The sequence below is a fragment of the Catenuloplanes indicus genome, from assembly GCF_030813715.1.
Lineage (GTDB): Bacteria > Actinomycetota > Actinomycetes > Mycobacteriales > Micromonosporaceae > Catenuloplanes > Catenuloplanes indicus.
This window is the reverse complement of sequence record NZ_JAUSUZ010000001.1, coordinates 8,479,666-8,493,938: the sequence shown is the minus strand read 5'-3', so window position 1 is coordinate 8,493,938 and position 14,273 is coordinate 8,479,666. Positions and strand designations below refer to the sequence as shown.

The following is a 14,273-nucleotide window of genomic DNA, read 5'->3' as shown; positions in this document are numbered from 1 at the left end:
TTTCCGGCGTGCGGAAACGTGGCAGGCGGGCATGATCATGGCATGACGACGGTCTCGGTTGGGGTGGACGAGCTGCTGGCGCGGGCGCGGCGCGGCGTGCGGCGGCTGACGCCGCGGGAGGTCCGTGACGCGGTCTCCGCCGGCGAGGCGCTGTTGATCGACACGCGGACGGACCGGCAGCGGGCCCGGCAGGGGGATCTACCGGGTGCGATCGTCATCGACCGGACCGTGCTGGAATGGCGGCTGGACCCCGCGTCGGAGAACCGGATCCCGGAGGCGACCGGGTATGACGTGCCGGTCGTGGTGGTGTGCCGGCAGGGCTACAGCTCGAGCCTGGCCGCGGCGAGCCTGCGGGCGGTCGGTCTGCACCGGGCCACCGATCTCGCCGGCGGCGTGGAGGCCTGGATCGAGGCCGGGCTGCCGATCGCGACCGGGCCCGCGGACGTGCGCGAATGACATGATCGTCCCGGCCGGGCCGCGAGTCGCAGGATTGGGTTGATCATGAACGCTGGGGAAGAACAGGCACACCAGGCCCCACCGGTACGGCGGCGCCGCCGCGTGCTGTGGTGGACGCTCGGCGCGATCGCGGCGCTGGTCGTGGTCCTGCTGGTGGTGGCCGGGGTGCGGCTGGGCACGCCGCTGCGGGCGGACCCGGCCCGGCTCGCCGAGGTGGCGTCCGGGGTGGAGGACACCGGGGATGCGCTGATCATGCGGCCGGCCGTGGCGTCGACCGGCGACGGCCTGGTGTTCGTGCCCGGCGCGCGGGTCGAGGCGGAGGCGTACGCGTGGACGCTCGCGCCGCTGGTCACGGCCGGTACGACCGTGGTGATCGTACGCCCGCCGCTGCGCTTCGCGATCCTGGAGCGGCGCACGCTGGCCGAGTTCACCGCGCTCGCGCCGGAGGTAACCCGGTGGACGGTCGGCGGGCACTCGCTCGGCGGTGTGCGCGCCTGCACGTACGCGGCGGACGAGCCGGACCGGGTCGCCGGGCTGGTGCTGCTCGGGTCGTACTGCAACGACGACATCTCCGGTACGACACTGCCGGTGCTCAGTGTCGGCGGCTCCCGCGACGGGTTCAGCACGCCGCAGGACATCCGGGACGCGGCCCGCCTGCTGCCGGCCGACGCGACGTTCGTCGAGGTCGAGGGCATGAACCACGCACAGTTCGGCGCGTACGGCGACCAGGACGGTGACGGCACCGCGACCATCGACGACGAGGCCGCCCGCGCGGCCGTGATCGCGGCCTTCGACAGGCCTTGACCTCAACCCGGGTTCAGGTCGGATGCTCCTTCCGGCACTGCCACGCGCACGCCGTCACGAAGCCGCACGAGGGCGTGGCCGTACTCCACTTCGACGGGCTGGGCGCGCTCGACGCGCTCGACGCGTCGGAGAAGGGCGAGTGGATGCCGGTGCCGGCCGCGGCCGGCCGCGCCGGATCGCCGCTGGTCCAGCTCGGGGTCGAGGCCGGTGCACGGATGGGCCGCGGCCGTGGGGTGACGAGGTGCAACAGCGCCGTCCGGCCGGCTACACCCGGCCGGACGGGGTGGGTGGGCTGCGCGCCACGCTCGGGGGTGGCGCGACGCTGACCTGCGGCGGTGCCGGCGACACCGTGAAGCGGGAACGGCCCGGCCGCCTCGCCCGACCGGCCGGCGGGCGAGCCGGCCGGCCGGCGGGCGAGCCGGCCGGCCGGTGGACGAGCCGGCATCCGGGCCACTCCTGCGTGCACAAGGTCAGCAAGCCGGGGCACGTGGTGCCCGGAATATCGCGACACGGCAGTCAGGGCGGTCGGTTCACCTTCGCCTGCCTGGCATGCCAGGGGCACGGGACCGTCCTCGCAGGTGGGACGGTGTGCCTTCGTCGCGTGCACTCCAAAGTCAACTACTTTGAGCGGCATCGGCCACGTTCCCGCCGAGCGGGGCAACGCGAGCCGCTGACGTGCCGTCATCGGCGCCACGTTCGCGCCGGGTCGAGCCGCGAAGGCCGGCCGTGGGATCGCGGGCCGGGCCGCGGTTGGCACGTTGCCGTCGACGGCCTGAATGTGACAACGGGTCTGCGAGCTACCTCGATCGGATCGTGCGGCACTTCCCGTACCGTTGAATGATCTTGATTTTGATTGTCATCAGTCGCGATATGGTGGCGGGATGACGGCGGCCGAGCGCGCGTACGCGTATATGAAGGAGCGCATCATCCGGGGTGAGCTGGCCGGTGGCGCGCGGCTCAGCGAGGGGCAGATCTGCGCTGAGTTGGAACTCAGTCGCACGCCTGTTCACGAGGCGTTTCTTCGTTTGGAGGCGGAGCGGCTGCTGACCCTCTCCAGCCGGCAGGGTGCGGTGGTGACGGCGATTCCGCCGGGTGAGGCGCGGGATGTGCTGCAGATGCGGGCGGCGCTGGAACGCACCGCCGCCGCCCGTGTGGTCGCGGACCGCATCGATCCGGGGCGGATCGCGGCGGCGCTGCGCACGCCGCTCGGCTACCAGCGGGAGGCGCTCGATTCGGACGATCTGAACGCGTACGTGGTGGCGGACTGTGATTTTCACGGGGCGGTGATCACGCTGTCGGGCAACCGTATCGCGGCGCATTTCTACGATTTGCTGCGCGATCGGCAGCTGCGGCTGTTCCACCAGGTCTTCACGGTCGGTGGCCTGAAGCCGGACGAGGCGCTGGACGAGCACGAGGACCTGGCCCGCCTGCTCGCCGGTCATGACGCCGACGGTTATCTGTCGGTCCTGGACCGGCATCTCGCGCGTCACCAGGGCGTCCTCTGAATTGCTGTGCGTTGCCATACTGCGCGCATGGCGAACGAGTTGTGGGTCGGTGCCATCACCGGAGTCACCGCGCTGGGAGCGAGCCTCATCGGCGCGCTCGGCGCCTCACGTGCGGCGCTCGCCCAGACACGATCGGCCGGTGTCTCGGCCGCGCTCGCTCAGCAACGGGAACGCCGCCGGGCTGCCTATCGCGAGGTCATGGCATGTGTGCACGGCTTCATGGAGGTGTGCTGGCAGTTCCCGGACGTGGACGGGACGCCAGATCGTGAGGTGCGGCGGCGGCGGCTGAGCGATATGCATGAGCGGATGGGCGGTCCGGCCGGTGCGGTCACGCGGGCGACGCGCGAGGTCCTGCTGGACGGGCCCGCCGACGTCGCGGTGGCAGCCGAGCAGGTGCGGCTGGCGGTATTGGAGACGCAGAGGCGGCTGGGATTGCTGATCGATGCGGATGACGACGGGGTGCGACAGGATTATGAGCGCGCCTATCAGGCTCTCCGGGACGGGTATGTCGCCTTCATAGACTCGGCGCGGACCGCTCTTCAGGTTCAGTCCAGGGGATGACCTTGAGCGGTCGCGGCATACTCGGCGGGTGGGGTTCGCGGAGGAGTGGCGAAGTGTGGCCGCGGGTGGTGGACGGGCGGCCGGTGTCGCGGTGGCGGTGGGCCGGCGGGACGGGGTCGTCTGGACGGATGGGCCGGAGCTGCTGTTTCCGGCGTGTTCGATCAGTAAGCACGTCGCGGCGTTAGGTGCGCTGCGACTGGTTGCCGATGGGGTCATCGAGCTCGATGCCGACGTCGGCGACTATCTGACGACCTGGCGGCTGCCGGGGCGTGGCACGGTGACCGTGCGGCAGCTGCTGGCGCACACGGCGGGGCTGACCGAGAACTGGTATCCGGGGTATGCGGCGGGTGAACCCGTACCGTCGCTGCTGGAGGTTCTGCGGGGTGAGCCGCCGGCGAACACGCCGCCGGTGCGGCGGGAGCTGGTGCCGGGCGCGACGTTTCGCTATTCGGGGAGTCACTACTCCGTTGTCGAGCAGCTTCTCGCGGACGTGACCGGGACGCCGTTCGCCGCGCTGATGGCGCGGCTGGTCCTGGAGCCGGCCGGCATGGCCGACAGCGGCTATGGCCAGAGATTTCCGTACGATCACTGGGATCGCGGCGCGGCGACCGGGCACCGCGGTGGCGTGCCGGTGCCGGGTGGCTGGCACACGCAGCCGGAGCTGGCGGCGGCGGGGCTGTGGAGCACACCGGCGGATCTGGTACGGCTGGAGCTGGAGATCGACCGGGCCGTGCGCGGTGAGTCCGCGCTGCTGCCGGTGGAGCTGGCGGCGCAGATGGTGACACCGCAGGTGCCGGGCGGGTTCGGGGTCGGCGCCGAGGTCGGTGACGGGTATTTCGGGCACACCGGGCAGAACGTGGGCTTCAGCTCTTTCTCGTTCGTGTGGCCGGCGTCGGGCACGGCGGTCGCGGTCATGATCGACGATGACGACCGCATGGACACGCTGCGCGCGCTGATCGCGCTCGCGGCTCGCTGGTACGGCTGAACGGCCGGAGAAGGTACGGGATGGACGCGGGGGCCGAGGAGTCACTGGCCGGTGTGGTGTGCTGGTTCTCGCTGCTCTTCCTGGCGCCGGAGTCGCGGCCGCGGGCGTTCGCCGAACTCGCGCGCGTGGTACGGCCCGGCGGATATCTGGTGGCCGCGTTCGAGCACGGGGACGGTAGCGGGCACCGGAACCTGCCGGGCAGTCGCGTCGCCAGGCTCGGCGTGGACTTCGACCGGTACTGGCTGCCGGCCGCGGAGAGGCGGGACCGGTGCGCCGCCGCCGGGTTCGCGGAGGTGTTCGAGGGCGGCGTCCCGGCCGAGGACGTGGAGCCGTGGCACGGCTACCTGCTGGTCCGCCGGGAGCGGTAGGTGAGGCGGCGGCCTGGCGACGCCGCCGCCTCCGGGGAAGGTCAGCAGAACTCCGCGCACACGGCGTTGATCGTGGCGGACGCGCGTTTCGAGGCGGTCTGGCCGTTCTGGCTGTACGTCACCCAGGCCACGATCTCCATGTCGCTGACCGCGCTGACCGCGACCGCGCAGCTCGCCGACGTCGCGGTGCAACCACTGACCACCGAGGAGTACGGGCCGGTGACGTTCCAGGAGAACGTGTAGCTTCCGCTGAGGTTGTCCACGAGGAAGCCGACCTGCACGTTCCGGTAGAGGTGCAGGTTCGTGCACACCGGGGTGAACGGGACGACCGGCCCCGGCGACACCCGGCAGCCGAACGTCTCCTGGCCGAACGCGGCGGCCGGCGACGGGATCGAGGTGAGTGCGACGGTGGCGAGCGTGGCGGCCGCGGCCAGAGTGGACAGTTTCACGGAACTCCTCCTTCGGCGCGGCCGGCCGCCTTCCCACCGGCGGTGACCGCTGCGGCCCACCGTGCCAGCACCGACTGGACCGCGACTGGATCGGCTCACCGCGGCACCAGCAGATCGAACACGTCGACGACCGGTCCGGACCCGGTGCGCGCGGGCTCGGCCAGCCGGGCGACGCCGGCCGCGTACGCCTCGTCGGTGATCAGTTGCAGTGGCGTGTGCGCCTCGCGCCGGAGCGTGGCGGCGGCCTCGGCCACCGAGCGGGCGGAGACCTGCGGCACCGGTACGCAGGCCGTGGTGGTGAATCCGGCGGTCGCGAACGCCGTCTCGACGGCGGGGATGCCCGGACAGCGGTCGAACACCGCGATCGCCTCCGGGAACCAGCGGAACAGGTGGATCCCCCCGTACCGGCCGGCGAACGCGGAGCGGATCAGCACCGGCGCGCCCGGTTTCAGCACCCGGCGGATCTCGCGCGCGGCCGCCCCCAGGTCCGGGATGTGATGGCCCCGGCGAGGCCCGCACCGGTCAAGAGGGAGTGCACGGGTTCACAGCTGGAGCCTGTATCGACGTGGGATGCCGGGCTGCGGCGAGGCCCCCACGTCGATACAGGCTCTAGGCTGGGGCGGTGGCGCACCGCGCGGTCTATCCCGGCACGTTCGATCCGTTCACCGCGGGTCACCTCGACGTCGTGGAACGGTCCCGGCGACTGTTCACGCACGTCACGGTGCTGGTCGCGGTCAACGGCGGCAAGCGGCCGGCGCGGACGGCGGTCGCCCGGGCGGCGGCGATCCGCGAGGTGATGCCGGCGGAGTGGGGGAACGTGTCGGTGCACGCGTGGGACGGGCTGACCGCGGACTACTGCCGGCGGCGGGACATCGGGGTGATCGTCCGCGGCGTCCGGAACTCGGCCGACTGGCAGCACGAGCGCGATCTGGCCGCGATGAACGACGCGCTGGGCGTGACCACGCTCTTCGTACCGGCCCGCCCCAGCCTCGCGACGACATCCTCCACGGCGGCGCAGGCAATGCGCGCCTGAGTGCCATCATCGGGCCGTGCGGAATGAGCGACGGGTACGGAACCGGACGGCGGAGTCGCGGGCGTTCGCGGAGCGGGTGCGGGTCGCCATGGAACTGTCGGCGCGGCTCAACGCGCTGCCGTTCGACGCGGTCGATGCACGGCGGGAGGTGCTCGCGCAGATCTTCGGCGGGGCGGTGCCGGAGTCGCTGTCGATCCTGCCGCCGTTCCACTGTGACTACGGGCTGGGGGCGGCGTTCGGGGAGCGGGTGTTCATCAATCAGGGGTGCTTCTTCCTCGACTACGGTGGCATCACGATCGGTGACCGGGTCATGATCGGCCCCCGGGTGACGCTCAGCACCGCCGGCCACCCGGTCGAACTGGACGAACGCTACGATTTCATCACCCGCGCGCCCATCGTGATCGAGGATGACGTGTGGATCGGTGCCGCGGTCACGGTCACCCCGGGCGTGACGATCGGCCGCGGCTCGGTGGTCGGCGCGGGCGCCGTCGTCGCCAAGGACGTACCCCCGCTGAGCGTGGTCACCGCGACCAGCATCGTCGAACGCCGGCGCCTCAAGTCCCCGTGAGGACACGCCCCTCGGCGGCGCCGCTGACAGCGGAGTCCCCGGCGTACTGGATTGATGGTGGATCCGGTGCAGGCGGATCGGCGACTGGGATGCACCGTTGTCACCGACGCCGGGCACCCGATGCGGCCCATAGTCTCATCCGGGTGAGCGACGAGTTCGAGGGATCGGCCGACGGCGGTCCGGATGCGGAACACTTGTCATCGTTGCAGCGCCTGGGCAGCAAGGCGATGGAGATCACCGACAAACTCTCCAGCGTCGGCGTCGACGAGATGGGCCCGTGGAAGGGGTCGGCGCAGATCGCGGATGAGCGGCTCACTCAGGCGCGGCTCGCCGGCGCGATCGCGCACCTGCGGGGGTACGACATCCGCTCCGAGGAAGTGCGGTCCGTCGTACTCATGTCGTTGATCGGTTCTTCAGCGACCGAGGCGCTGTCGCAGGCGGGTGTCCAGATCGGTACGAAGTCCGCGCTCAGCGCCGTCAAGCAGGTCCCCGGCCGCGTTCTGATCCAGATCAATCAGGCGGTCGGCTTCCGGCTGATCACCAAGGCGGGCGCCACGGGCGTGGTGAACCTGACCAAGCTCGCGCCCCTGGTGGGCGGTGTGATCGGCGGCGGGGTCAACTTCACCAGTACGCGGGCCACCGGTGCCTGGGCGAAGAAGAACTTCCCGGCCACGGACACGGCGGCCGGCGAACGCGATGATGATCGGCGCGGATGACGCGTCACGGTCATCGTCGCGCATGACGAGCGGGCGACGCTGCTGGTCGGGCTGTGAGTCGGAGGCGCCGCGGGCCGGACGATGATGCGGCGCCGGGCCGTTCACGTCACCGTGACGGTGCCGGTGGCCAGGAAGTACGGTGCCGGGACGGGGAGCCGCCGGGCGTGTACCCACCGGCGCCGTGCGGCGGCCGGCCAGGAGGCGGTGGCGTGGGTGCCGGTGAGGAACACGATTCGCCGGCCGCCGGGCAGCGGCACGACCGACGGACCGCAGACGCCGCGGCCCAGCCACGACGGCGTGCCGGGCGCGGCGGTGTCGAGCACGCGCTCCGGGGGTGACCAGGCCGCGCGGTCCGGCGACGGCGTCGCGGCGCGCATGATCCACAGGCCCTGGCCGGGGTACGGGACGGTGCCGTGCAGGTTGGTGCCGCGCGCGAGCATCATCTCCCACCCGTACGGTGTCCGGTAGATCGCGTTGTCGAAGTAGCCCTCCGCCGCGGTGGCGAAGCGGCGCGCGGGGTCCCACCGGATGCCGTCCGCACTGTCGGTCACGTGCAGTTCGAAGTCGGGCTGCTCGCCGGGACCGACCTCGTGCGGGGTGGCGAGGAACCACATGCGATAGCCGCCGTCGACCGGGACGGCCAGCGGTTCGAGCACGCTGTCCCGCCCCGGCCAGCCGCGCAGCACCGGCGCCGGATGCCGCGTCCACGCGGGTCCCGGGTCAGCAGGCCGATCGCGTACGTGCTGCCCGTGCCGTAGTGGCGTGCGTTCGACCGGCCCGCGTAGTAGATGCGCGCACCCCGGCCGCCGTGGGGTGGCACGTAACTCGGGGTGTGCATGCCGCCGGCGTCCCACGCGCCCGCGGGCGGGCCGGCGACGATCGGGTGCCGGTCGAGCAGCCAGCGACCCCGCTCCGGCACGCCGCCGGCCGGCAGCCGGGCACGGTAGAGCCGGTTGCGGAAGCCGCTGGAGAAGCCGCCGATGTACATCACCCAGCGGCCGTCGATCAGGTGCAGGTCGGGGTCGCTCAGCCCGAGGACGCCGCGTGGCATCCGTGCACCGAGCATGTCCCAGATCGGCCGGCCGATGACCGTACGTGACATGGCGACCCCCTCGGCGAGCGCGCGTCAGCGCGGACTCCCCCGAGCGCCGGGTAGGTCACCGTCAGCCTACCCGCACAGCGGCCGGCCGGCTCGCCGCGCGGTGCGGCAACGGCGACTCCGACGCAGCCGTCACGTACGACGACGACCTCGGGTCATGTCGAGCGAGTCGGAGCGGCAGGCGGCGTGGTCGGCGGCCTCGGATTGCCACCAGGCCGAGCTGGATCGCCTCGTCGCCCCGGGCCGGTGCCGTCGCCGCCAGGGTCCGCTGCACCCCGGCGAGCTCTTCGGCCTTGATCGCTCCAGTATGGATCCGGCGAGACGGTTTCGACGCGCAGGTGCAGCGCGGCGGCGGTTTCGGCAGTGGCGTGGGCCGCCGCCGACGTGGCGACGGTGAGTGCGTCCGCACGGGTTGCCGGCACGGGCGCCGCGGCCGGCCGCCGGGACGTTTGCCATGTCGGCCCGCGTCCGTGGGGTGGGGTCAGAGGCGGCCGCGGCGGCGGGCCAGGGGGACGATGATCAGGGGGACGAGGATGAGGAGGGCGGTGGCCAGGGCCATCTGGGGGGCGCCGGGGCTGCCCATGGCGAAGAACGCGATGGTGATACCGACCAGGATGACGTCGAGGATGACGGCGAGCGTGACGAGCAGGCGCATCGTGCTCTTCGAGTAGGCCACGGCGGGGGTCCTTTCGCGGAAGGGGGTGCGCGGCGACCCGTTCCCGGGTCGCCGCGCGGTCAAACGTGATCGAGGGTCAGCCGAGCTTCTGTTCGGCGGCGTTGCCCATCGCGTCGCCGACCAGGGTGGAGAGCGCGATGCAGCCGATCTGGCCGATCACCATGGAGGCTCCGGCGGTGACCGGGGCGGCGAAGCCGAGGACGATGTTGCAGGCGACCTCGGTGGCGAGTGCGAAGAACATCGAGACGGCCTGGGCGACCAGCGCGTTGCCGTCGCCCTTGGCCACGTTCGCGCCGAGTTCGCCGAGGTCCTTGAACCAGCCGATGTCGCCGATGATGTCCGCTAGGCCGTTGCCGGTCGGGTCGGTGTAGTTGGCCGGGTTGCCGCCGACGTACGTGTAGGGCAGGTCCTTTCCGCTCGGGTCACGCTGGGTGAAACGGCCGAGGCCCGGGTCGTAGTAGCGGGCGCCGAACTTGGTCAGGCCGGTCGGGCCGTCGTGGAAGCCGCCCGCGTACCGCCAGGGGTTCGCGATCTGCTGCGACACGGTCAGCGGCTTGCCGTACGGGTCGTAGGTGTACGAGTTGACCTTCTGCGCGTTGCCGTTGATCAGGGCGGAGACCGAGCCGAGCCCGTCGACCAGGTAGTAGTAGCGGGTGTTGCCGGCGCGCAGGCTGATCAGGTTGCCGGTGTTGTCGCGGGTGTAGTGGTGGGTGGTGCCGGGTGCCGGCTCCATGTCGTCCGGGTTCGCGGTGGCCGTGTTGAAGCTGCCGGCCGGGAGCGTGGACGTGGCCGAGGCGACGCCGAGCGCGGACGTGTCGTAGAGGACGCTGCCGGCGCGGCGGCGTTCGGTCTGGTCCTGGCCGCCGTAGGTGAGCGGTGCGTGCTGTGCCTTGCCCGGCGCGGTGACCGCGGTGGTCTGGTTGCCGACCGGGCTGTAGCTCAGCGACCAGCCGGACGAGCTGCCGGTCAGGTTGCCGTTGGCGTCGTGCGTGTACGTGGTCGAGCCACCGGACGTGAGCTGCTGCGCGTCGTTGTAGTCGTAGGACGTGGTGCTGCCGTCCTCGGTCTTCGACGTGCGGTTGAAGTTCTCGTCGTAGCCGTAGCTGCGCGTCCACCCGGGGCCGGTGGCCGAGGTGAGCCGGTTGAGCTTGTCGTACGCGTAGCCGGTGGTGCCGGTGAGGTCGGTGACCGACTGCCGCAGCCCGCTGTCCGCGCCGGACTTCGCGTAGCTGTAGGTGAACGACGTGATCTTCGCGCCGGAGCTGTCATCGGTCGAGGTGATCGACGTCTGCCGGCCGGACTTGTCGTACTTCATCTCCACGGTGACGCGCGGCGTGGTCGGCAGGTACATGAACCGGCGCCGGTTGTTCTCGTCGTAGGTGAACGTGATCGGCCCGGACGCGCCGGGTTCCTGCATCGAGGAGAGCAGGTTGGCCTTGTCGTACGTGTAACCGACCCGCCCGCCGTCGTCGGTGAACCCGGTCAGGTTGCCGTTCCGGTCGTACTCGTAGAAGAAGCCGCCGGTGGCGGTGGTCTTGGTCTCGACCCGGCCGAACCCGTCGTAGGTGAACCAGGTCGTGCCGCTCGGGTCGGTGAGCGTGACCAGGTTGCCGTCGTTGTCGTAGACGTAGTCCACGACCGCGTTGTTGGCGTAGGTCACCTTGTCGATCCGGTCGAGCTTGTCGTACTCGTAACGCGTCCGCTGCCCCTTGCCGTCGGTCTGCTCGACCATCCGGGACAGCCCGTCCGGTACGACCGTGATGTCACCGAGCGGCGCCGGGTTGTCGACCTTGGTGAGGTTGCCCTTGGCGTCGTAGGTGAACGACGTGCGTACGTCCTGCGCGTCGTCGCTCCACTTCACCGTGCCGTCGTCGTTGTATTCTTTTTCGTCGATTTTTCGGCCGGGGTACTGCGCGCTCTCCGTGGCGGTCTTGTTGCCCTTCGAGTCGTAGGAGTAGCCCATGGTGTTGCCCTGGGCGTCCGTCGACGAGGTGACCGAGTTCGGGTGCGCGGTGTCGTCGTAGGACAGCGTGGACTTCGCGCCGGTCGCGATGCCGACCGTGGTCAGGTTGTTGGTGTTCGGGTCCCAGCCGAACGTGGTGGCGTTGGTCAGCGCGTCCGTCTGCGTCTCGACGTTGTCGTTCGCGTTGTACTTCTTCGACTGCTCGTGCCCGAGCGCGTCCTTGACCTTCGTGACCCGGTCGCGGGACTCGTAGGTGTGCGTGGTGGTGCCGGTGCCGTTCGGGTCCAGCACCTCGGTCTTGCCGGCCGAGTAGGTGAACGTGTAGCGGGCCTTGTCCGGCGTGCCGCCCGGGTTGGCCTGCTCGAAGAAGTCGAGCATCCGGGACGTCTCCGGCTCGTACCCGAGGTCGGTGACCCGCCCGCCCGGCGTGGTGATCCTCGTGAGCCGGTCGCCGGTGTAGTCGAACCGGGTGATGCCACCGGCCGCGTCCGTCACGGTCTGCAGGTTCTGCGCCGAGTCGTAGCCGTAGGAGGTGCGCCGCCCGGACGGGTCGGTGACCGTGACGAGCCGGCCGTTCGCGTACGCCAGCGTGACCACCCGGTCCTGGGTGTCGGTCATCGTGGTGACGTTGCCGGCCGTGTCGTACCCGAAGGTGATGGTGTTGTCGTTCTTGTCCACGCTGCGCAGCAGCCGGCCGGTCGAGTCCGCGAAGGAGAAACTGCCCTCGCTCTTGTCGAACTTGAGCCGGAACTCGCCGGTGCCGGTGTTGCGGGTCAGCTTCGCGTCCAGGCTGGACGGTGTGCGCCAGGAGTTCGACGCGGAATTGATGAACCGCGCGGTGAAGCCGGTCGGCGCGTGCAGCGTGACGTCCGCGGTGGCGTGGTCGGTCTTGGAGAACGTGAGCTTGACGTCCTGACCGGTGCCGAGCACCCAGCCCTTGCCGAGCGTGGACGTGGCGGTTGAGCGGGAGTTGTAGTACCGGTCGACGATCAGGTCGGTACCGGTGCCGTGGATCTTCAGGTCGGTGTTCTTCAGCAGCAGGTTGCCGTTGGCCACGTTGACCCGCAGCTGCAGCCGGTCGGCCAGGTCGTGGTCCTGGAACGAGAAGCGGCGCTGGTCACCGGTGGGTGAGCCGTCCGAGGTGGTCATGAACCGCCACTCGGACCAGGGCCCGCCGAGGCTGCCGTCGTGGCCGCGGGCGCGCCACCGGTAGGTGGTGTTCGCGTCCAGCTCGCCGCCGGGCACGGTCCACGCCGACTCGGCGCCGTTCGCGACCGTGGCGCCGGAACCGGAGACGATCGACGTCGCACCGGTACGGTCGTAGATCTCGAAGTCGACCCTCCCGGTGCCGCCGTCCGCGTCGCTGAACACGCCCTTCATCTGCGGCGTGGTGGTGCCGGTCTCGGTGGCGTCGCCCGGCTGCAGCGTGGTCGCGGCCAGCGCGTTCGGATAGCTGTTGTAGTTCACCACCGCGTACGGGACCTCGGCGGCCTCCTCGGCCTGCGCGGACCGGAACTGCTTGAACGCCAGCGTGTCCGTCTCGCTGGTGGCCCGGATGCCCATGTACGCGGTGCTCTGGTTCGCGGTCGCGGCCCGCTGGAAGAACGACGTGCCGGAGATCGTGGTCCAGCCGTCGTCGCAGGAGCTGGTGTAGCCCTTGGTGGCGGTGGACGTCGCCTCCCTGGTCTGCCAGGCCGGCTGATTGCCCCACCGGGTCGCGGTGCTCGCCGCGCCGGTCGACCAGATCTCCCACGACTTCGCCGAGCACGTGGTCGAGTACCAGTTCCAGAAGTACACGGTCGCGGACGTGATCTGCTTGCCGCGCAGCGCGGACGTTCCCCAGTGCACGAACGCGCGGCCGATCGCGTTGTCGCCGGTCAGCCGGCCGACCTGGAGGTCGTTCTCGCCGCTGCGGTCCGAGGACAGATCACCGCGGACGTACGTGTCGAAGCCGCCCTTCAACGGGTTGATCGACGGGTCGACGATCACCGGGTAGACGGTGGCCGGGTCGTCGAAGAACGCCTTCTCCGGCTTGAGCGTCACCTCGGTCGCCCGCGCACCCGCCTTCGCGTGCGTGACCGGGATCCGGGCCCGCTTACGCGCGCTACCGGTGGCCGGGTCGACCGAGGAGTCCCACATCTCCGGCGCGGCCGACGTCGCGACCGGCGTGCCCTTCGCGTCCGTGAAGTCCAGCCCGCCCGCGCCGTCCGGGGCGACCGTCACGCCGTCGCCCCGCACCGGTAGCTCCACCGTGGACACCTGGCTCGCGGCGGCCCTGTTCTTGACCACCAGGTACTGCCGGGCGCCGGTGCGGCTGGCCTCGACGACCAGGTCCACGCCGGGCCGCACCTCGGGGTAGGTGGCGGTGTTGCCGTCCAGCACCGGCGCCGGCAGCACGCCGGCCCAGTCGACCGCAGCCCGGCCGGCGCCGGCCGCGACGCTGAACAGCTCGTGCGTGCCGCTGCCGGCCGGGCCCGCGATCCGCAGCCCGGCCGGGTGCGCGACCGGCGCGACCGAGCCGTCCGGATTGGCCCGCATGGTCAGATCGATGTCGATCAGCGAGCCGGACGCGCCGCGCATGCGCATCGGTCCGGCGTAGAGGCGCGCCTCCCAGCCGCCACCGGGCAGCGCGCGCACGTCCCGGTCCTCGGTGCGGGCGGCCATGTTCTCGATCGGTGTGCCGCAGGCGCGGGCCGCTGCCATCGCGGACGCCTCGTCCGGTGCCGCGCCGGTGCAGTCCGGTGCGGCCGCGGACGGCGGCGCCGGTTCCGCGGCCGGCTGCGCGATCGGGCGTGCGGCCGCCGGGGCCGCGTGCACGGGCAGCATGCCCGCGGTCAGCAGCACCGCCGCCGCCACCGAGATGCGTGTCCTTCCAGGTCTCATTGCCAGACTCCCAGGGGTGAATGTGGAAGCCGATCGGCACGGACGGCACGGCGCAGCAACCCCGCCGGACAGACCTCCGGCCAGGCACGATGCGTTGATGGATCCCCGTTTGTCCCCGTGACGCTCAGCGTGTGAGCGAAAGTGACCTTGACATATCGATCACCGGGACAGTGATGTACGTCAGATTATTTCGCAAGGGCAAGTATT

Annotated in this window: 13 protein-coding genes and 2 pseudogenes; 10 read left to right on the top strand and 5 right to left on the bottom strand. The window is 71.1% G+C overall.

Going from position 1 to position 14,273, the window contains the following annotated elements:
• The first annotated feature begins 42 nt into the window (after positions 1-42).
• From J2S42_RS38210 to J2S42_RS38180, 7 genes and pseudogenes are all read left to right on the top strand, one after another.
• The gene (locus tag J2S42_RS38210; RefSeq protein ID WP_307247375.1) at positions 43-456 is read left to right on the top strand and encodes a rhodanese-like domain-containing protein; all 414 of its coding nucleotides are present in this window, start codon (positions 43-45) and stop codon (positions 454-456) included.
• Positions 457-501: 45 nt separating this feature from the next.
• Complete coding sequence (locus J2S42_RS38205) at positions 502-1,260, top strand: alpha/beta fold hydrolase (RefSeq protein WP_307247373.1); 759 nt, start codon at positions 502-504, stop codon at positions 1,258-1,260.
• Between the two features lie 74 nt (positions 1,261-1,334).
• Positions 1,335-1,586 (top strand): hypothetical protein, encoded by a 252-nt coding sequence (locus J2S42_RS38200; RefSeq protein WP_307247371.1) that lies wholly within the window; start codon positions 1,335-1,337, stop codon positions 1,584-1,586.
• A gap of 555 nt (positions 1,587-2,141) precedes the next feature.
• Positions 2,142-2,765, top strand: coding sequence for a GntR family transcriptional regulator (locus J2S42_RS38195; protein ID WP_307247369.1), 624 nt, complete (start codon positions 2,142-2,144; stop codon positions 2,763-2,765).
• A 27-nt stretch (positions 2,766-2,792) separates the two neighbouring features.
• A complete protein-coding gene (locus J2S42_RS38190; RefSeq protein ID WP_307247367.1) occupies positions 2,793-3,326 on the top strand; it encodes a hypothetical protein in 534 nt (177 codons plus the stop codon).
• Between the two features lie 28 nt (positions 3,327-3,354).
• Positions 3,355-4,311, top strand: a complete 957-nt coding sequence (locus J2S42_RS38185) for a serine hydrolase domain-containing protein (RefSeq protein ID WP_307247365.1) — start codon at positions 3,355-3,357, stop codon at positions 4,309-4,311.
• A gap of 32 nt (positions 4,312-4,343) precedes the next feature.
• Positions 4,344-4,679, top strand: a pseudogene (locus J2S42_RS38180) (methyltransferase domain-containing protein); the annotation flags it as partial.
• A 41-nt stretch (positions 4,680-4,720) separates the two neighbouring features.
• On the opposite strand, the gene J2S42_RS38175 reads toward J2S42_RS38180, so the two are convergent.
• Together J2S42_RS38175 and J2S42_RS38170 are read right to left on the bottom strand one after the other, a co-directional pair.
• Entirely contained in the window at positions 4,721-5,128 is a 408-nt protein-coding gene (locus J2S42_RS38175) for a hypothetical protein (protein ID WP_307247363.1), read from the bottom strand.
• Between the two features lie 95 nt (positions 5,129-5,223).
• A pseudogene (locus J2S42_RS38170) lies at positions 5,224-5,628 on the bottom strand (methyltransferase domain-containing protein); the annotation flags it as partial.
• Between the two features lie 122 nt (positions 5,629-5,750).
• On the opposite strand from J2S42_RS38170, the gene coaD reads away from it, so the two are divergent.
• The 3 genes from coaD (at position 5,751) to J2S42_RS38155 (ending at position 7,445) form a co-directional block, all read left to right on the top strand.
• Complete coding sequence (coaD, locus tag J2S42_RS38165; protein ID WP_307247362.1) at positions 5,751-6,161, top strand: pantetheine-phosphate adenylyltransferase; 411 nt, start codon at positions 5,751-5,753, stop codon at positions 6,159-6,161.
• A gap of 16 nt (positions 6,162-6,177) precedes the next feature.
• Complete coding sequence (locus J2S42_RS38160; RefSeq protein WP_307247360.1) at positions 6,178-6,729, top strand: sugar O-acetyltransferase; 552 nt, start codon at positions 6,178-6,180, stop codon at positions 6,727-6,729.
• A 143-nt stretch (positions 6,730-6,872) separates the two neighbouring features.
• Positions 6,873-7,445, top strand: a complete 573-nt coding sequence (locus J2S42_RS38155; RefSeq protein WP_307247358.1) for a hypothetical protein — start codon at positions 6,873-6,875, stop codon at positions 7,443-7,445.
• Between the two features lie 101 nt (positions 7,446-7,546).
• On the opposite strand, the gene J2S42_RS38150 is transcribed toward J2S42_RS38155, so the two are convergent.
• The 3 genes from J2S42_RS38150 to J2S42_RS38140 form a co-directional block, all read right to left on the bottom strand.
• Positions 7,547-8,131: a hypothetical protein gene (locus J2S42_RS38150; RefSeq protein ID WP_307247356.1), complete on the bottom strand. Its 585-nt coding sequence runs from the start codon at positions 8,129-8,131 to the stop codon at positions 7,547-7,549.
• An 894-nt stretch (positions 8,132-9,025) separates the two neighbouring features.
• Positions 9,026-9,220, bottom strand: coding sequence for a hypothetical protein (locus J2S42_RS38145; RefSeq protein ID WP_307247355.1), 195 nt, complete (start codon positions 9,218-9,220; stop codon positions 9,026-9,028).
• 76 nt (positions 9,221-9,296) lie between these two features.
• Entirely contained in the window at positions 9,297-14,039 is a 4,743-nt protein-coding gene (locus J2S42_RS38140) for an RHS repeat-associated core domain-containing protein (RefSeq protein ID WP_307247353.1), read from the bottom strand.
• Between the last annotated feature and the right edge of the window lie 234 nt (positions 14,040-14,273).